At 68.4% G+C, this 17,459-nt stretch carries 18 protein-coding genes; 7 read left to right on the top strand and 11 right to left on the bottom strand.

Translation table 11 applies throughout. From position 1 onward, the window contains the following. Nucleotides 1-18: 18 nt before the first annotated feature. The 6 genes from DI276_RS23595 to DI276_RS23620 form a co-directional block, all read right to left on the bottom strand. A complete protein-coding gene (locus tag DI276_RS23595) occupies nucleotides 19-306 on the bottom strand; it encodes an N-methyl-L-tryptophan oxidase family protein (RefSeq protein WP_112266855.1) in 288 nt (95 codons plus the stop codon). Beyond that, on the bottom strand, nucleotides 303-2,747 hold the full coding sequence (locus tag DI276_RS23600) for a GcvT family protein (RefSeq protein WP_112266857.1): 2,445 nt from the start codon (nucleotides 2,745-2,747) through the stop codon (nucleotides 303-305). Before DI276_RS23600 ends, DI276_RS23595 begins: the two co-directional genes overlap by 4 nt. Nucleotides 2,748-2,779: 32 nt before the next feature. Beyond that, nucleotides 2,780-3,409: an MBL fold metallo-hydrolase gene (locus tag DI276_RS23605; protein WP_112266859.1), complete on the bottom strand. Its 630-nt coding sequence runs from the start codon at nucleotides 3,407-3,409 to the stop codon at nucleotides 2,780-2,782. After that, nucleotides 3,406-4,491, bottom strand: a complete 1,086-nt coding sequence (locus DI276_RS23610) for an S-(hydroxymethyl)mycothiol dehydrogenase (protein WP_112266862.1) — start codon at nucleotides 4,489-4,491, stop codon at nucleotides 3,406-3,408. Before DI276_RS23610 ends, DI276_RS23605 begins: the two co-directional genes overlap by 4 nt. 14 nt (nucleotides 4,492-4,505) lie before the next feature. Further along, nucleotides 4,506-5,783 carry a serine hydroxymethyltransferase gene (glyA, locus tag DI276_RS23615; RefSeq protein ID WP_269814291.1) on the bottom strand — a complete coding sequence of 426 codons (1,278 nt, stop codon included), beginning with the start codon at nucleotides 5,781-5,783 and terminating at the stop codon, nucleotides 4,506-4,508. A 212-nt stretch (nucleotides 5,784-5,995) separates the two neighbouring features. Beyond that, nucleotides 5,996-6,775: an IclR family transcriptional regulator gene (locus tag DI276_RS23620; protein ID WP_112266864.1), complete on the bottom strand. Its 780-nt coding sequence runs from the start codon at nucleotides 6,773-6,775 to the stop codon at nucleotides 5,996-5,998. A 132-nt stretch (nucleotides 6,776-6,907) separates the two neighbouring features. Between DI276_RS23620 and DI276_RS23625 the strand changes: the two genes are divergently transcribed. Further along, nucleotides 6,908-7,225 (top strand): bifunctional 3-phenylpropionate/cinnamic acid dioxygenase ferredoxin subunit, encoded by a 318-nt coding sequence (locus tag DI276_RS23625; RefSeq protein WP_112266866.1) that lies wholly within the window; start codon nucleotides 6,908-6,910, stop codon nucleotides 7,223-7,225. Further along, nucleotides 7,222-8,394 carry an NAD(P)/FAD-dependent oxidoreductase gene (locus DI276_RS23630; protein ID WP_112266868.1) on the top strand — a complete coding sequence of 391 codons (1,173 nt, stop codon included), beginning with the start codon at nucleotides 7,222-7,224 and terminating at the stop codon, nucleotides 8,392-8,394. The genes DI276_RS23625 and DI276_RS23630 overlap by 4 nt, the downstream gene beginning before the upstream one ends. Here the strand turns inward: DI276_RS23630 and DI276_RS23635 are convergent. Together DI276_RS23635 and DI276_RS23640 are read right to left on the bottom strand one after the other, a co-directional pair. Beyond that, the gene (locus DI276_RS23635) at nucleotides 8,361-9,011 is read right to left on the bottom strand and encodes a response regulator transcription factor (protein WP_198680845.1); all 651 of its coding nucleotides are present in this window, start codon (nucleotides 9,009-9,011) and stop codon (nucleotides 8,361-8,363) included. The genes DI276_RS23630 and DI276_RS23635 overlap by 34 nt on opposite strands. Beyond that, nucleotides 9,008-10,270, bottom strand: a complete 1,263-nt coding sequence (locus DI276_RS23640; RefSeq protein WP_112266872.1) for a sensor histidine kinase — start codon at nucleotides 10,268-10,270, stop codon at nucleotides 9,008-9,010. Before DI276_RS23640 ends, DI276_RS23635 begins: the two co-directional genes overlap by 4 nt. A 208-nt stretch (nucleotides 10,271-10,478) precedes the next feature. Between DI276_RS23640 and DI276_RS23645 the strand changes: the two genes are divergently transcribed. Both DI276_RS23645 and DI276_RS23650 read left to right on the top strand, forming a co-directional pair. After that, nucleotides 10,479-11,639, top strand: coding sequence for an ABC transporter substrate-binding protein (locus DI276_RS23645; protein ID WP_269814292.1), 1,161 nt, complete (start codon nucleotides 10,479-10,481; stop codon nucleotides 11,637-11,639). 177 nt (nucleotides 11,640-11,816) lie between these two features. After that, nucleotides 11,817-12,560, top strand: coding sequence for an MBL fold metallo-hydrolase (locus tag DI276_RS23650; protein ID WP_112266877.1), 744 nt, complete (start codon nucleotides 11,817-11,819; stop codon nucleotides 12,558-12,560). Here DI276_RS23650 and DI276_RS23655 read toward each other — a convergent pair. Together DI276_RS23655 and DI276_RS23660 are read right to left on the bottom strand one after the other, a co-directional pair. After that, a complete protein-coding gene (locus DI276_RS23655; protein ID WP_112267661.1) occupies nucleotides 12,547-12,969 on the bottom strand; it encodes a VOC family protein in 423 nt (140 codons plus the stop codon). The two genes, DI276_RS23650 and DI276_RS23655, sit on opposite strands and share 14 nt — an antisense overlap. Before the next feature lie 10 nt (nucleotides 12,970-12,979). Beyond that, nucleotides 12,980-13,414 (bottom strand): helix-turn-helix transcriptional regulator, encoded by a 435-nt coding sequence (locus tag DI276_RS23660; protein ID WP_408610571.1) that lies wholly within the window; start codon nucleotides 13,412-13,414, stop codon nucleotides 12,980-12,982. 151 nt (nucleotides 13,415-13,565) lie between these two features. On the opposite strand from DI276_RS23660, the gene DI276_RS23665 reads away from it, so the two are divergent. Beyond that, nucleotides 13,566-14,276 carry an NPP1 family protein gene (locus DI276_RS23665; protein ID WP_198680846.1) on the top strand — a complete coding sequence of 237 codons (711 nt, stop codon included), beginning with the start codon at nucleotides 13,566-13,568 and terminating at the stop codon, nucleotides 14,274-14,276. Nucleotides 14,277-14,328: 52 nt separating this feature from the next. Here the strand turns inward: DI276_RS23665 and DI276_RS23670 are convergent, their stop codons facing one another. Next, nucleotides 14,329-16,590, bottom strand: coding sequence for a glycosyl hydrolase family 18 protein (locus tag DI276_RS23670; protein ID WP_408610574.1), 2,262 nt, complete (start codon nucleotides 16,588-16,590; stop codon nucleotides 14,329-14,331). Between the two features lie 171 nt (nucleotides 16,591-16,761). Between DI276_RS23670 and DI276_RS23675 the strand changes: the two genes are divergently transcribed. Further along, on the top strand, nucleotides 16,762-17,208 hold the full coding sequence (locus tag DI276_RS23675; protein WP_112266883.1) for a hypothetical protein: 447 nt from the start codon (nucleotides 16,762-16,764) through the stop codon (nucleotides 17,206-17,208). A 69-nt stretch (nucleotides 17,209-17,277) separates the two neighbouring features. Further along, complete coding sequence (locus DI276_RS23680; protein WP_157984893.1) at nucleotides 17,278-17,442, top strand: hypothetical protein; 165 nt, start codon at nucleotides 17,278-17,280, stop codon at nucleotides 17,440-17,442. The last annotated feature ends 17 nt before the right edge of the window (nucleotides 17,443-17,459 follow it).

A 17,459-nucleotide genomic window follows, 5' to 3' on the forward strand; every position in this document is an offset into this window, starting at 1 on the left:
CCGTGGTGGTGAAAGTCGTCAGAGAAGCAGGGTTCGCGCGTCCGTGCCGTCACAGATGACGAGCATCGGAGCGGCGTAGGTGCTCGACGGGGTCAGCACACGGGCGCCGGACGGCTCCGTGAACCAGTCGATCACCCGTTCCTCGAAGTGCAGGTCGGCACCTGCGGCCAGGGCCTCGTCCGCCTCGGGCAGCTCGTCGCGAGACCGGCCGTCCAGGCCGAGCACCCGCATGCCCCTGAGGGCGAGCCGCTGTGCCGCAGCTCCGCCGAGGTCGCCGAGCCCGATCACGATCACGTCGTGGTTCATGAGCGGATTCGCTTCATTTCGGGGTCGAACAACGGTTCCGCGGCCACGACGGCCTGGACGCGTTGCCCGAAGTACTCGATCTCGACTGACGTTCCCTCGACCGCGACCTCGGCGGGCAGCCAGGCGTAGGCGATGTTCTTGCCGATCGAGTAACCACGCGCCGCGCTCGTGACGTAGCCGACCGTGTTGCCACCGAAGAACACCGGTTCGGAACCCAGGACGACCTGGTAGTCGTCGTCGATCGTCAGGCAGGTCAGTTTGCGCGTAACCTCGGAACGACCCTCCAGCGCCTTGCGGCCGTGGAAGTAGCCCTTGTTCATCCGGACCGCGAAGTCCAGGCCGGCCTCGAACGGGTCGTGCTCGGTGGTCACGTCCGCGCCCCACGAGCGGTAACCCTTCTCCAGCCGCATGCTGGTGAACGCGCTGCGGCCGGCAGCGATGACACCGTGCTGCTGACCGGCCTCCCACAGCGTGTCCCACAGCCGTCGGCCCATGTCCGCCGTGGTGTAGAGCTCCCAGCCCAGCTCACCGACGTACGACAGGCGCATCGCGGTCACCGGCACGTCGCCGATGAACGCCTGCTTCGCCTTGAAGTAGCCCATGGCCTCGTGCGAGAAGTCCTCGCGAGTCAACGGCTGCAGCAGGTTTCGCGCTTCCGGACCCCACAGGCCGATGCAGCACGTGCCGGGCGTGATGTCGGCGATGTGCACGCCGCCGTTGGGTGGCAGGTGTCTGCGCAGCCAGTCGAGGTCGAGCGGGCCGTTCGCGCCGACCTGGAAGCGGTTCTCCCCGAGCCGGGCGATGGTGAGGTCGCTGCGCACTCCCCCGTCCTCGTTGAGCAGCAACGTGTAGACGACGGCACCGGGCTTGCGGTCGAGCTGGTTGGTGGTCATGGTCTGCAGGAACGTCAGCGCCTCCGGGCCACTGACCTCCAGCCGCTTCAACGGGGTCATGTCGAACATGGCGACCCGCTTGCGCGCGACCAGTGCCTCGGCGCCCGCGATCGGCGACCAGAACCGGGACGCCCACTCGTTGCGCTCCGGGATCTCCGCCACCTCGGGCAGGTTGGCGTTGGCCTCGTACCAGTGCGGCCGTTCCCAGCCGGAGGCTTCGAGGAACACCGCGCCGAGCTCCTGCTGGCGCTCGTAGAACGGGCTGGTGCGCAACGGCCGCGGCCGTTCGGCGGGCTGCAGCGGGTGCAGGATGTCGTAAACCTCGACGAAGCTCTGGCAGCTGCGCTCGTGCACGTAGCCGGGCGAGCGCTGCACGTCCTCGAACCGGTTGAGGTCGCACCCGTGCAGGTCGATGTTCGGCTGGCCGTCCACCAGCCACTCGGCCATCGCCTTGGCCACACCCGCAGAATGCGTGATCCACACGGCTTCCGCCACCCAGAACCCGTCCAGCCCCGGATGTTCGCCGAGCAGCGGATTTCCGTCCGGGGTGAAGGAGAACAGGCCGTTGACGCCCTCCTCGACCTTCGAGTCGCCGAGCACCGGCAGCAGGTCGACGGCGGCGTCCCAGGACGTTTCGAAGTCCTCCGGGGTGAAGGCGATCTCCGACGGCATGGTCGGCGCCACGTCGTAGTCCAGGATCTCGTCCGCCGAGATCGGCATCGGCCGGTGCCCGTACGCGCCGATGCCGACGCGGTCGACGTGCTCGCGGAAGTAGAGGTCGGCGTCCTGGTGCCGCAGCAACGGCTTGGACATCTCGTTGAGCTCGGTGTTGACGCCCTGCAGCACCTTGAGCGGCGTCGTCTTCGCGTACTGGTGCGCCATCGGGACCAGCGGGATGTCGAGGTCGACCATCCGCCCGATCCGCGGCCCCCACATGCCGACGCACGACACGACGATGTCGGCGGCGAACGTGTCGTGCTCGGTGATGACGGCCTTCACCCGGCGGCCGCTGCGGCCGATGCCGGTGACCTTGTGGTGTGCCAGGAACTTCGCGCCCCGGTCCATCGCCCGGCGGGCCTGCGCCTCGGCCGCGCGCAACGGCTTGGCGAGGCCGTCGGTCGGGATGTGGAAACCGCCGAGAATCTTGGCCGGGTCGAGCAACGGGTGCAGCTCCGCGCACTCGTCCGGGTCGCGCAGGAAGGCCTCGACGCCCCACGACGTCGCCCAGCCGTGCCGGCGCTTGAGGTCCGTCCAGCGCTCCGGGGTCGTCGCGACCTCGAGGCCGCCGAGTTGCTGGAAGCACCACTTGTCGTCCAGCGTCAGCGCTGTGTACTTCTCGACGGTGTACTTGGCGAACGAGGTCATGGTCTTGCAGCCGGTGGTCTGGAAGACCAGGCCCGGCGCGTGCGAGCTCGACCCGCCCGTGGCGAACAGCGGTCCCTGCTCGAGCACGGTGACGTCGGTCCACCCGCGCGCGGTCAGCTCGTCGGCCAGCGCGCACCCGACGATGCCTGCTCCGATGAGCACAACGCGTGGTTGCGTTGCCATGGAAGATCTCCTGCCGTGTGTGGGTGGGGCCGTCAGTGACCGCGCTTGATCCAGTCGTCGAGCTGGGGAGCCTCGGCGCCGATGGTCGTGGTGGGACCGTGTCCGGTGTGGACGATCGTCTCCGCGGGCAACGTCAGCAGCCGCGTGCGGATCGAGTCGATGATCGTCGGGAAGTGCGAGTACGACCGGCCGGTCGCACCCGGACCGCCCCGGAACAGGGTGTCCCCGCTGAAGACCGCGCCCAACTCCGGTGCGTACAACGAGATCGCGCCGTAGGTGTGGCCGGGCGTGCTGAGCACTTCGAGCGCTGTGCCCGCGACGTTCAGGATCGCGCCGTCCGCGAGCCACGCGTCCGGCTCGCGGTCCGGGTACACGGTCGCCCACAGCGCACGGTCGTCCGAGTGGATCAAAATCGGTGCGCCGACCTTGTCCGCCACCTCCGCGACGGCGTTGATGTGGTCGTCGTGCCCGTGCGTGCAGACCAACGCGGTGACAACGCGGCCGCCGATGGCTTCGAGAACGGCCTCCGCGTCGTGCGAGGGGTCGATCACGAGCACCTCGTAGTCGTCACCGATCAGCCAGACGTTGTTGTCGACGTCCCACGTCCCGCCGTCGAGGCTGAACGTCCCGGACGTGACGACGTGCTCGATCCGTGCGGTCACAGGACCACCACCGAACGCAGCACGCGGCCGTGGTGCATGTCCTCGAACGCCTTCTCGACGTCCTCCAGGCCGATCGTCTCGGTGACGAACGCGCCGAGGTCCAGCCGGCCCTGCAGGTAGAGGTCGATCAGCATCGGGAAGTCGCGGCTGGGCAGGCAGTCGCCGTACCAGGACGACTTCACCGCGCCACCGCGGGAGAACACGTCGATCAACGGCAGTTCCAGCTGCATGTCCGGGGTCGGCACACCCACCAGCACGGCGGTGCCTGCGTGGTCGCGGGCGTAGAAAGCCTGTTTGAACGTCTCCGGTCGGCCGACCGCGTCGATCACGACGTCGGCGCCGTTGCCCTCGGTGAGCTCGCGGATCGTCTCCACGACGTCCTGCTCGCGGGCGTTGATCGTGTGCGTGGCACCGAACCGTTCCGCCCAGTCGAGCTTGGCGGGGTCGAGGTCGACGGCGATGATCGTGCGCGCACCCGCCAGCCGTGCCCCGGCGATGGCCGCGTCACCGACACCGCCGCAGCCGAGCACCGCCACGCTGTCGCCGCGGGTGACCGCGCCGGTGTTGATCGCGGCGCCGATGCCCGCCATCACGCCGCAGCCGAGCAGGCCCGCGACCTCGGCCGGTGCCTTCGGGTTCACCTTCGTGCACTGTCCGCTGTGGACGAGCGTCTTCTCCGCGAACGCGCCGATGCCGAGCGCCGGGCTGAGCGGCGTGCCGTCCGCCAGCGTCATCGGCTGGGACGCGTTGTGGGTGTTGAAGCAGTACTGCGGCCGTCCCCGCAGGCACGAACGGCACGACCCGCACACCGCGCGCCAGTTGAGGATCACGAAGTCGCCCGGCTCCAGGTCGGTCACCCCGTCGCCGACGGCCTCGACGACGCCCGCCGCCTCGTGTCCGAGCAGGAACGGGAACTCGTCGTTGATCCCGCCCTCCCGGTAGTGCAGGTCGGTGTGGCAGACCCCGCAGGCCTGCACCTTCACCAGCGCCTCGCCGGGGCCGGGGTCCGGCACGAGGATGGTCTCGACCGAGACCTTGGCTCCGCGCCCCGTCGCCACGACACCGTTCACCGCATGTGCCACTTCAGTTGCTCCTGTCAGAGGTGGGGGTAGAGGGGGTGCTTGCCGGCCAGCAGCGCGACCCGCGCGGCCAGGTCGATCTCGTCGAAGTCCGGCTTGAGCGCGGCCGCGATGATGTCGGCGACCTCGGTGAAGTCCTCGGCGGTGAAGCCGCGGGTGGCCAGCGCGGGTGTGCCGATGCGCAGGCCGGAGGTGACCATCGGCGGACGCGGGTCGAACGGGACGGCGTTGCGGTTGACCGTGATGCCGATGCGGTGCAACCGGTCCTCGGCCTGCTTGCCGTCCAATGAGGACTCGACGAGGTCCACCAGAACGAGGTGCACGTCGGTGCCGCCGGACAGCACCTTCACGCCGGCAGCCGCGCAGTCGGGTTGCGCGAGTCGTTCGGCCAGGATCGCCGCGCCTTCCAGCACGCGCTGCTGGCGTTCGCGGAACTCCTCGCCCGCCGCGACCTTGAACGCGACCGCCTTGGCCGCGATGACGTGCTGCAACGGCCCGCCCTGCTGGCCGGGGAACACCGTGGAGTCGACCTTCTTGGCGAGTTCCTTGGTGCACAGGACGACGCCACCCCTGGGGCCGCCGAGCGTCTTGTGCGTGGTGGTCGTGACCAGGTCGGCGTACGGGACCGGGCTGGGGTGCAGGCCCGCCGCGACGAGCCCGGCGAAGTGCGCCATGTCGACCATGAGCTTGGCGCCGACCAGATCCGCGATCCGGCGGAACTCGGCGAAGTCCAGCTGCCGCGGGTAGGCCGACCAGCCCGCGATGATCAGCTTCGGGTTGGTCTCGCGGGCGAGGCGTTCGACCTCGGCCATGTCGACGCGGCCGGACTCGCGATCGACGTGGTACGCCACGACGTTGTAGAGCCGGCCGGAGAAGTTGATCCGCATGCCGTGCGTCAGGTGACCGCCGTGCGCGAGGTCCAGGCCCATGATCGTGTCGCCGGGCTGCAGCACCGCCGCCATCGCCGCAGCGTTGGCCTGCGCGCCCGAGTGCGGCTGGACGTTCGCGTGCTCGGCGCCGAAGAGGGCCTTCACCCGCTCGATCGCCAGCGCCTCGATGACGTCGACGTGCTCGCACCCGCCGTAGTACCGGCGTCCCGGGTAGCCCTCGGCGTACTTGTTCGTCAGCACCGAACCCTGCGCCTGCAGCACTCCGACCGGCGCGAAGTTCTCGGACGCGATCATCTCCAGCGTCGACTGCTGGCGAAGCAGTTCGGCGCGGATCTCGGCAGCGACCTCGGGGTCGAGCTCATCGAGGTTCTGATCCAGCAACGTGGTGGAAACGGAGAGTGACAACGGGCCGACCCTTCCGAGCAAGTTCCGTAATACGCAACGTTGTTCGCATTATGCAACTGCGGCGGGCATCACAGTGCGGCTCGGCTGACCTGTTGTCAAGACCCTGTCGCGCGGACGGACGCATCCGAAACAGCGACGTTCCGGGTGGTCACAGCCCTGAAACAGCACGAGCCCCCGGCGTTCACCGGGGGCTCGTGGCGTGTGGAGATCGCTCAGACGGGGTGTCCCATCCGCACCGAGAGGTCGCGCGAGGCCACCCGGAGCTCGTCGACGATCTCGGGCATGCGCTTCTGCGAGAGCCGGTAGGCCGGGCCGGCGGCGCTGATCGCCGCGACGACGTGACCGTGCGAGCCGAACACCGGGACGGCGACCGCGTGCAACCCGGCTTCGAGCTCCTCCATGCACGTGGCGAACCCGTCCTCGGCCGTGCGTCGCAGCACCGCACGCAGCTTGACGGGATCGGTGATCGTGCGCGGGGCACACGACTCCAGCTCGCCGGACAGCAGGCGGTCCTGCTCCTTCACCGGCGCCGCGGCGAGCAGGACCTTGCCGCTCGACGTGGCGTGCAACGGCGTGCGCTGACCGACCCAGTTCTGCGCCGCCACGGCCGAACTGCCCCGCGCCTGACTCACGTTGAGCGCGACGTCACCGTCGAGAACGGCGATGTTGACGGTTTCCCCGAGCCGGTCGGCAAGTTCGGAGACGACCGGGCCGCCCACCCGGACGTAGTCGAGCTGACCGGTGACGGCACCGGCGAAGCGGAGCATGCCGAGACCGATCCGGAAGGGGCCGCGTTCGCCGTCCTGCTCGACCAGTTCACGGGCCTGAAGTGTGTAAACGAGTCTGGACGCGGAGGACTTGTGCACGCCGAGCTCGGCGGCGATCTCGGTGATCCCCGCTTCGCCGTTGCGGGCCAGCAGCTCCAGAACGGCCACCGCCCGATCGACCGATTGCACGAGCGCCGTGTCGCGCTCCTCCCCGTTGTTGCTCATGACGCAACAGTAACCGATTGGCGCAACCACTCGGATCAGCCGAAACGCTTCTTGACGCGCTTCGAGATCCTGAGTCATCCTGCTGTTGCGTATCGCACACCATGTTCCGTAATACGCAACGGAGGGTTTCAGATGATCACCGCCTGCGCCGTCGAGGACCTGCCTGTGGGCGAGTCCGTGCGGATTCCCGGCGAGCCCGCGATCGCGGTCTTCAACGCGGACGGCGAGTTCTACGCGATCGACGACACGTGCAGCCACCAGGACGCCTCGCTGTCCGAGGGCTGGCTCGAGGGTTGCTTCGTCGAGTGCCCGCTGCACGCGGCGCTCTTCGACCTGCGCACCGGCATGCCCACGTGCCTGCCCGCGAAGAAAGCGGTGCGCACGTACCCGGTTCTGGTGGAGGACGGCGTGATCTACGTGGACACGCGTGCGCGCGAGGCTGTCGCATGAGGACGGTCGCCGTGGTCGGCGCGTCGCTGGCCGGGCTGCGTTCCGTGGAAGAACTGCGGAACCAGGGCTTCGCCGGGCGGATCGTGGTGATCGGCGAAGAGGTGCACGCGCCTTACGACCGGCCGCCGCTCTCCAAGGCGTTCCTCGCCGGAACGCTGCCCGCTGAGGAGCTCGCGTTGTCCGAGGAGGACTTCGACGCCGAGTGGAGACTCGGGGTGCGCGCCGACCGGGTCGACCCGCGCGCAGGCGAGATCCACCTGTCGACCGGCGAGGTGATCGGCGCGGACGGCCTGGTGATCGCCACCGGCGGCCGGCCGCGCACACTGGCCGGTACTTCTGCGTTGAGCGGCGTGCACACGTTGCGGACTCTGGACGACGCCGTCGCGTTGCGCGCGGACCTGCAGGCCGGCGTGCGGGTGGTCGTGGTCGGCGCGGGCTGGATCGGCGCCGAGGTGGCCTCCACCTGCCGTTCGCTCGGACTCGAAGTGACGGTCGTGGAGGCCGCTTTCATTCCGATGGAACGTGCGCTCGGGCCGGTGCTCGGCTCGTTGTGCGCCGAGCTGCACGCGGACCACGGCGTCGACCTGAGGCTCGGCGTTGGCGTGGATTCGTTCAGCCACAACGGTTCCAGGGTGACCGGAGTGCTGCTGCGCGACGGCTCCCACCTGCCCGCCGACGTCGTGGTGGCGGGCATCGGCATGGAACCTTCGACCGACTGGCTGCTCGGGTCGGGACTCCCCCTCGACAACGGCGTGCTGTGCGACACCGGCTGCGTCACGTCGATTCCGTCCGTCGTCGCGGTCGGCGATGTCGCCCGATACCGCACTGCTGAAGGAAACCACGTCCGGCACGAGCACTGGACGAACGCCTCGGAGCAACCGGTCGTCGCCGTGCGCAACCTGCTCGCGGGCACGACGGTCGACTCGTTCCGCCCGTCCGGCTACGTCTGGTCCGATCAGTACGGGGTTCGGCTGCAGGTCGCCGGCGAGACGTCCGGCGTGGACGAGGTCGCCGTGATCGACGGTTCGCCGGACGACCGCAAGTTCGTCGCCGAGTTCCGCCGGGCAGGCCTTGCCGTCGGCGTCCTGGCCATGAACAACGCCAAGCTGTTCGGCCGGATGCGCCGGCAGCTCGCTCAGCCGCCCGGCGTCACGATCCCCGCCTCGTAGGCGAAGACCACCGCGTGCGTCCGGTCGCGCAGCTGCAGTTTGGCGAGCACCCGTGACACGTGCGTCTTCACGGTCGTCTCCCCCAGGTACAACGCGGCGGCGATCTCCGCGTTCGACGCGCCCTTCGCGAGCTCGACCAGCACCTCGAACTCGCGGTCGGTCAACGACGGCGGCCTGATCCGCTCCTGTTTGGTCGCCGTGCTGAACCGCGCGATGACGCGTCTGGTGACCTCTGGCGACAGCAGTGCGTCGCCACGGGCCACCACTTTGACGGACTCGACGAGGTCCTCCGGCGAGGCGTTCTTCAGCAGGAAGCCGCTCGCGCCCGCCTGCAGCGCCTCGAACAGGTAGTCCTCGCGGTCGAACGTCGTCAGGATGACCACGCGGGTGCCGTTGCCCGCGGACAGGATCTGCCGGGTGGCTTCGAGGCCGTCCATGCGCGGCATCTGCACGTCCATCAGCACCACGTCGGGCCGCAATGTCGCCACCAGCTCCACGGCCTCGGCGCCGTCACCCGCTTCGCCGACGACCTCGATGCCCGGTTCGGTGCCGAGGATGACCCGGAAACCGGCGCGGACCAGGTCCTGGTCGTCAGCCAGCACGACTCGCAAACTCACGCGTTCTCCTCCGTGGGGAGCGATGCACGGACCAGATAACCCGCATCGCGCCGTGGGCCTGCCTCCAGCGAACCGCCGTGCACAGCCAGACGTTCACGCATCCCGACGAGGCCGAAACCTGAGCCTGCGGTGGCTTTGCGCCCGCGGCCGTCGTCGGAGATCTCCAGTTCCAAAGCGCTGTCCAGGAACCGCATCCGCACGTCGACCCGTTGCGCGTCGGCGTGTTTCACGACGTTCGTCAACGCTTCCTGCACCACGCGGTAGGCGGAGAGGGCGACGGCCGGCGACACCTCGCGCGGGTCGCCGTAGACGCCGTGCTCGACCTTCAAACCGGCGGCGCGGGCGTTGTCGAGCAGCTCCGGCAGGTCGTCGAGACCCGGATTCGCGCGGAGATCCGGCTCCGCGTCCGCTCTGAGCACGCCGAGGAGGCCGCGCAGCTCGTTGATCGCGGTCCGTGCGGTCTGTTCGACCGTTTGCAGTGCGTCGCGTGTGGTTTCGGGATCCGAGTCGAGGACCCGGCGGGCGGCACCGGCCTGGATGCCCATCACGGAGACGTGGTGTGCCACGACGTCGTGCAGGTCGCGCGCGATCCGCATGCGTTCGGCGGCGATGGCGCCACGCGTGTTCTGCTCCTGTGAACGCCGCAGTTCCTCGGCCTTGAACTCGAGCTGGGCCTGCCGGCGTGCGGCCGTCCACGCCATTTCGCCCGCCACGTAGGCGAAGACGAAGAAGAAGATGTTGAACTCCAGTCCGTAGAGGACGGAGGCGAGCACCGGATCCATCGGTCCCGCGGCTTTTTCGAACTCCCCCACCGGCCCGAGCAGGGCCTTCACCAGAGCGAAGCCCAGCCACAGGAACATGGCGACGATGACGCCGATGCGGGACCAGCGCGCCAGGACGCGGTTCTGCTCCCACGCGCCGACGGTGAAGATCGCGAGGAAGAGGATCCCGGACGGCACGAGGTTGTCGCCCACCTGCTGCCACTGCGCGGCGATGAACAGCGCCGACACCACGAGCAGGACCGCCACCGGGTAGCGGCGGCGCACCACGAGCGGCACCGCCAGCGGGAGCATCCAGGCGAGCTGCTCGTTCAGCTCGGGAGCCCGGCCGAACGTGAACGCGCCCATGCTGTTGACCAGCACGGTGGCCTCGAACGCGCAGACCAGCACGAGCACGGCGATGCCGATGTCACGCCGCCGTTGGGCGCGCGTCGGGCCAGGACGCCGCCACTCGTTCCACACGGGCTCTTCCACCCTCATACGGTACCTGCGCCGGATTTTCCATTGGTAATCGAAGCTATTCACCCCGGAGGGTGTTTCCGGCCACAAAATTGGACGTGTTGAGACCTGTTACCCAATACTTCGCGCTACCCACGAGTAACCTCCCTGCGACGAGGTCTGAATGTCCATTCGTCACCTGTTCCTAACCCTTCCTCTGCTGCTCACCGCCTGTGCGTCCGATGACCAGATGACCGAACCTGTTCGCACTGGTCCAGGCGTCTCCACTGAATCGATTTCGCTCGGCGTGTTGACAGACATGACAGGCCCGTTCAAAGGGACTTCGGTTTTTCGGATCCGCGGCTACGAGCTCTATCTCGACGAAGTCAACAAACGCGGCGGCGTGTGCGGCCGCCGGATCGAGCTGAAGCACAAGGACCACGCTTACGACGTGCAGAAGGCGCTCGACGGCTATTTCGAGCTGGAACCGCAGGTACTGGGTTTCATCGACGTCGTGGGCCAGCCGATGACCGCGGCCATCGAGCCCGACCTGATGCAGACCAGGGCACTGACCGTGCCCGTCTCGTGGGCCGCGTCCCTACTGGGCAACCCGCACATGATGGTCGTCGGCACCACCTACGACCTCGACATCATCAACGGCCTCGACCACTACAAGCGCAAGGGCTCGTTGGGGGCCGGCGACACGATCGGACACGTCCACCTGCGCGGCAGCTTCGGTGACAACGCCCTGGAAGGTTCTCGTTTCGTCGCCGAGAACTGGAACATGAAGGTCGCCGAACAAGCCGTCACCGAGACGACGGCCAACCTCGTCGAGCAGATCACCGCTTTGAAGACCGCCGGTGCCAAGGTGCTGGTGCTGTCGCTGACCCCGCCGCAGACCGCGGCCGCCGTGGGCATCGCCGCGCAGCTCGGCTGGACCGTGCCGATCCTGTCCAGCGCCGTCAGCTACGACCCGGCGATCATGGAGTCGCCGGTGGCCCCGGTGTTCGCGCGGCAGGTCCTGCTCACCTCCCCGGTCGCGCCGTGGAGCGCCGACGTGGAGGGCGTCCGCCAACTGCGCGACGGCTACCACCGGCGCTTCCCCGGCGAGGAAGGCACGCTCAACACGGTGCACGGCTACACCGTCGCGATGGCGTTCGTCGCCGTGCTGGAGAAGGCCTGCGGCAAACGGGACCTGAGCCGCGACGGGGTGCTGCGCGCATTCCACGACACCAACAACCTCACGACGAAGAGCCTCACCGGCGAGCTGCGGTTCTCGCTGGTGGGGCGGCCGTCCGCGACCCAGTCGTACATGGCGCGGCCGGATGCGAAGGTGCCGGGCACGCTGAAGGTGGAGGCAGGCCTCCACGAGTCGGAACTGGTGAAGCTCAAGGGCACCCGCGCCCGTTGATCTAGTGGCGTGGCCCAGAGCGTTGCCAGGCGAATTCGCGGTCAGACGGGTGCATCGTGGTGCCGCCCCCGCGTCTTCATACTGGACGTATGGGGGCGCGGGGGCGGTGCCGCGAGGCGCCCTGCTGAGCATGAATTACCCGGCCGTCGTTCTGGGCCACGCCGCTAGAGTCGGCCGATGGACCTCAGCCTCACCGTGCTCGGGTGCGCGACGCCGTACCCGAGCACGGACAACCCGTGCTCCGGCTACCTGGTGTCGCACGGCGACACTCGCGTGTGGATGGACGCGGGCACCGGCACGCTCGGCCCGCTCCAGCGCCACACGCGGCTCGAGGACCTGGACGCGATCTGGATCTCGCACCTGCACGCGGACCACAGCGCGGACCTGCTCACCGCCTACTACGCCCTGCTGTTCGCGGATGTCTCGCGTCCGCCGGTCCCGCTGTACGGCCCGCCCGGGATCGCCGACCGGCTCGCCGGCTTCCTCACGAACGGCCCGGAGCGCAGCCCGGTCGAGTCGGCGTTCGAGATCACCGAGCTCCGGGATGGACTGGAGGCGTCAGTCGGTTCGTTGCGGCTCACCACAGCGGCGGTCGAGCACGGCATCCCGGCGTTCGCGGTGCGAATCGACGCAGACGTGTCGTTGACGTTCTCCGGCGACACTTCGCCGTGTTCAAGTCTCGTCGAACTGGCGCGTGGCACCGACGTGTTGTTGTGCGAGGCCGAGAGCACGGAGAAGAACCCGGCCCACCACACGCCCGAGGACGCTGGCGAGACGGCAACCGCCGCGGGCGCGGGCCGGTTGATCATCACGCACGTTGGCCGCTTCCTGACCCCGCAGGAAGCGGTCACCCGTGCCTCGTCCCGGTACGCGGGGCGGATCGAGTACGCCGCGCCCGGCACCACGTTCACCGCTGGTTGATGCGCACCAGGTTGCCGGCCGGGTCGCGGAACGCGCAGTCCCGCACGCCCCACGGCTGGTCCTCCGGCTCCTGCAGCACCTCACCGGCGCCTGACTGCTCGACCCACGCCTTGGCCTGGTCGAACGTGCCCTGCAGGTCCTTCGAGGCGAGCGAGACGGCCGTGTAGACGCCCTTCGCCATGAGGACGGCGATCGTGCGGCGCTCCTCGTCGCTCACGCCGGGGTCGGCGGCGGGCGGGTGCAGGACGATGCCGGTCTCCGGCTGGTCGGGTGGGCCCACGGTGATCCAGCGCATGGTGCCCTGGCCGACGTCCTGGCGGACCTCGAAGCCGAGGCCGTCGCGGAAGAAGCCGAGGGACTTCTCGGGGTCGTCTGCCGGCAGGAACGCCGCGGCGATGATGACTGACATGGCGATCAACCTAATCGGGCGAACCGGCTGCCGCTTCTCGATTCCTGATCGGACGCATCACGGCTTTGGCCAGACAGTTCGGGATGCCGTGGCCGTCCTCGGCGGCGACCTTCTTGTACTGGCTCGGTGACATGCCGACCAGTTCGGAGAAGCGGGTGCTGAACGTGCCGAGCGACGTGCAGCCGACTTCGAAGCAGACCTCGGTGACGGACAGGTCGCCGCGCCGCAGCAGGGTCATCGCGCGTTCGATGCGGCGGGTCATCAGGTAGCTGTACGGGGACTCGCCGAACGCGGCGCGGAAAGCGCGCGACAGGTGGCCCGCGGACAGGTGCACGCCGCGGGCCAGCGCCGCGACGTCGAGCGGTTCGCGGTACTCGCGGTCGATCCGGTCGCGCACCTTGCGGAGCAGGACCAGTTCCTGCAGGCGCGGGTCTTGGGCGGTCACGGGAGACAGATTACGGCCAGGTCCCAGTTGATGTTCCGAAAACGTTTCGGTCGCCAGCCTCCGACCCACCCTGCCAGTGATCGGAGAGAGCACAACCATGTTCCCTGCACGGAAACACCTTGTGGCTGGAGGTGCCGCCGTCCTTCTCGCCATGGGACTGACGACCAGCGCTTCGGCCGCCGTGCTGACCCCGCTGCCCACGAACGCCACGTCGTTCCAGCGGACGTTCCAGCCCTTGTTCGACTACGACGGCGACGGTTGCCTGCCCGTCGCGGCCATCGACAGCAGCGGGAGGCTCAACGGCGGCCTCAAGGACAGCGGGCCCGTTACCGGTCAGTGCCGCAGCGGCCACCTCGGTCAGGCCAACACGTATTCGCGGGCCAAGTGCAACAACGGCTGGTGCGCTATCTCGTACGCCCTGTACTTCGAGAAGGACATGAGCTGCGCCGGCTGCACCGCCACCTCGCACCGCCACGACTGGGAGGGCGTTGTGGTGTGGGTGCCGCAAGGGCAGCCGACCCCCGGCTACGTGTCCGTGTCCGTGTCCCGGCACGGACAGTACGAGACCAAGTCGTGGAGCGACGTTCCGGCGAAGACCGGCACCCGCGTCCGGGCCGTCTACCACAAGGACGGTGTCAGCACGCACGTCATGCGCTTCGCCGGCGCCGACGAACAGCCGGAGGCGTGGGGAGACGGCGGCTGGGACGAGCCCGCCCTGCTCAGCTGGGAGAACCTCGCCCCGGCCCTGCGGGACACCTTGAACGGCTCTTCGTGGGGCAACGCCAACTTCCCGCTGCAGGACGGCAGGTGGCCGACTGAGCTGTCCAGGGCCAAGCCGTCCGGAATCCCGTTCCAGCCCTGAGGAACGAGGGTTTCCGTTGTCCTGGACGAGGACAACGGAAACCCTCACGGCCTCAGCAGGCGCCCTGGTCGCGCCAGACGCCCCACTCACCGGTGGTGCCGGGTTCCTCGTTCTGCGTCCACCACTGGGCCTTCCACTTGCGGCCCTTGTGCGACACCTCGTTGCCGCCCGTGTAGACCTTGCCGCTCTCCCACGCCGGCAGCGAGCAGGTCGGCGGGTTCGACGTCGTGGTCGTCGTGGACGTGGTGGTCGGCGTGCTGCCGCCACCGATCCGCGGGTGGTCCGCCGAGATCGCGTAGGACTGACCGCCGAAGGTGAACACGAAGTTCGACGGCGTCGAGATCGGCAGCTGGTAGCTGACCGTCAGCTCGATCGACGCGCCCGGTGCGAGCGACTGCCACGACGGCAGCGTCAGCTCCGCCTTCTGGAAGTCGCCCTTCAGGCCACCGACGTTGGACCCGCTGTGCCCCTTCGTCACGACCTTCAGCCCGAACCCGGACTGGTCGGCCATGCTGCCGGGCGCGCTGGTGCCGTAGTCGAACGCGATCTTCGTGCCACCGGGGATGGTGACCGCGGACCGGTTCGTGAACTTGATCTTCGGCGTGATCGGGTAGTTGTTGTCGCCCAACGCGAAGCCGTGCACGTCCACGTCAACGGCCAGAACCTGGGACTGCTGGGCGGAAGCCTTGGCAGCACCGTAAGGCGCGGCGCCGTTCAGGCCGGTGTTGATCGTCGACAGCAGGGTGTCGCCGATGAAGTACTCCTTCTTCACGGAGTCGTACCTGTAGTCGCCGGCGAGCTCCCAGATCATGATGCCGCCGAGGCCCTTGTCGCGCACGTACTTCGCCTTCTCCGCGATCGACTGCTCGGTCTCGGTGGAGAGGAACACCTTCTTGTCGTTGTTCCACAGCCACGGCGACTTCAGCGTCGCGTCGTAGTACGGCGTGTACGTGCCGGTGAGGCGGTCGGTCGGGTCGTTGACCGGGTCGAGGCCGTACTGCGCGGAGTACGAACCGGTGACCTTGGCTTCAAGGTTCTTGGTGTGCCACAACGGGTTCACCCCGGACGGCACCTCCGCGCCACCGGCCGTGACGTCGTGCCAGATGTTGTCGATGCCGGTCGCGCCGTTGCCGCACGGCGTGGTCGAGCCGACCGAGGAACCGGTGCCGGGCGGGCACTTCGACTGGTCCGGCAGGGCCGCGCGTCCCCACAACCCGTTCGTGCCACCGGTGACGCCCTGCCAGCCGCGCGAGTAGAACGGCACGCCGATGTTGATGCGTCCGGCCTGCATTGCGCCGCGGTAGTAGTGGTACGACCAGTCGGTGTTGAGATAGCCCATGCCCTCGTACTGCGGCGCCGTGTACACGCCACCGGCCGCGAGCTCGCCGTCCTTGCCGTCGTCGTAGAGAGCGGCGTTCGGGCCGACGAAGTGGTTCCACGAACCATGCAGGTCGTAGCTCATGACGTTGAGGTAGTCGAGGTACTTGACCACCTGGTACGACTCCTGGCCGCGCAGCAACCAGCCCGACGCGGGCACGGCCGCGGTGAGCAGGTAGTGCTTGCCGTCCGCGGCACCGGCGCGGTCGAGCTTCTCGCGCAGCGTCTTCATGATCGCCTGGTAGCCGGCCCACAGGGTGCCGCGGTTGGCGTTGGAGATCCAGAAGTCGTCCGGGTTGCCGGCGTGGTTGTTCGACGTCGCGTACTCGTAGTCGATGTCAGCGCCGTTGAATCCGTACTGGCGCAGGAAAGCCACGACCGAGTCGGCGAACGTGTCGATCGCCGCCTGCGACTGGCCCAGCTTGTAGAAGCCGCCGGACGCGTTGCGCGTGCCGTCGGCGTTGAAGAAGCCACCGGTCTCCGCCCAGCCGCCGACGGAGATCAGCGTCTTGACGTTCGGGTGCTGCTTCTTGAACTTCGTCAGCTGGTTGAAGTGCCCCTTGTAGGGCAGCGACGGGTCCATCTCGGCACCCGCGACGCCCGGCCACTCCATGCCGATCGACGAGTTGTTGGCGCTGTTCGCACCCACCGAGATCTTGTTCTGCGCGTCGATGTGCGCGAACGCGTAGTTGAGGTGCGTGACCTTCGTCCAGGGGATGTCCTTGGCGAGGTACCCGGGCTGACCGTTCTTGCCGGTGCGCCAGCTGGTGAAGTACCCGATCACGCGCCGGGACTTGTCGGTCCCCATGTTCTCGCGGCCGGCGGTGTCGTAGACGGTGCAGTAGGGCACGTCGACGCCGGCTGTCTTGTAGAGCCCGTCCGGCCGGCAGTCCTCATGGGCTGCGGCGGCCGTGGGGGCGTTCGTCACGGCTATCACTGTCCCGGCTAGCAGGGCTAGCACCGGGACCACTCTGCTGAGCAGTCGCAAGACAAGGACCTCCTGGCTAGGGCGGCGGCCACTGCGCAGACGGTAAAATGGTCCAGACCTTTGCGTCAATAGTCGATCACTGACATTGGTTGTCAGTGATACCGATTTAGCGTTCCCGGCATGAGTGAGAACGATTTCGACTTCTTCCACGGCCGCTGGCACGTCGCCCACCGCAAGATCGCCGACATCCCCGGACGCGGCACCGAGTGGGTCGAGTTCGGGGCGGAGACCGAGTGCCGGCCGATCCTCGGCGGCGCGGCGAACGTGGAGAGCCTCCGTGCCGACGACTGGGAGGGCATGACGCTGCGGCAGTACGACCCCGCACGGGAGGTCTGGCGCATCTGGTGGGCCTCCACCCGCGCTCCCGGCCACCTCGACCCGCCGGTCGAGGGCAGGTTCACCGACGGGCAGGGCGTGTTCTTCGGCGACGACGTGGTGGGCGGGCACGAGGTGAAGGTGCGGTTCGACTGGACCGCCGGCGAGGAGCCCGTCTGGCAGCAGCAGTTCTCCTACGACGGCGGGGAGACGTGGGAGACCAACTGGGTCATGCGGTTCACCCGCGCCTGACCTGCGGGTTCAAAGTTCCTGCAAGCGCGCGGTCGCATGCTGGAGGAACCGCCGAACTGGGGAGGTGTCATGGTGGGGAAGAAGACAGCGGGCGTTCTGGTGCTCGCGGCAGCGGCTCTCGTGCTCGGGATGGGCACGGCATCGGCCGCAGGGGATGACAGTGGTCAGGGCACGCGGGTGACCGGCACGGACGGCACGCGAGTGACGTCGCAGGACTCAGGAACACTGACCTGAGAACCGGGGCGGGCGGC

The sequence above is a fragment of the Lentzea terrae genome, assembly GCF_003265345.1.
Classification (GTDB): domain Bacteria; phylum Actinomycetota; class Actinomycetes; order Mycobacteriales; family Pseudonocardiaceae; genus Lentzea; species Lentzea terrae.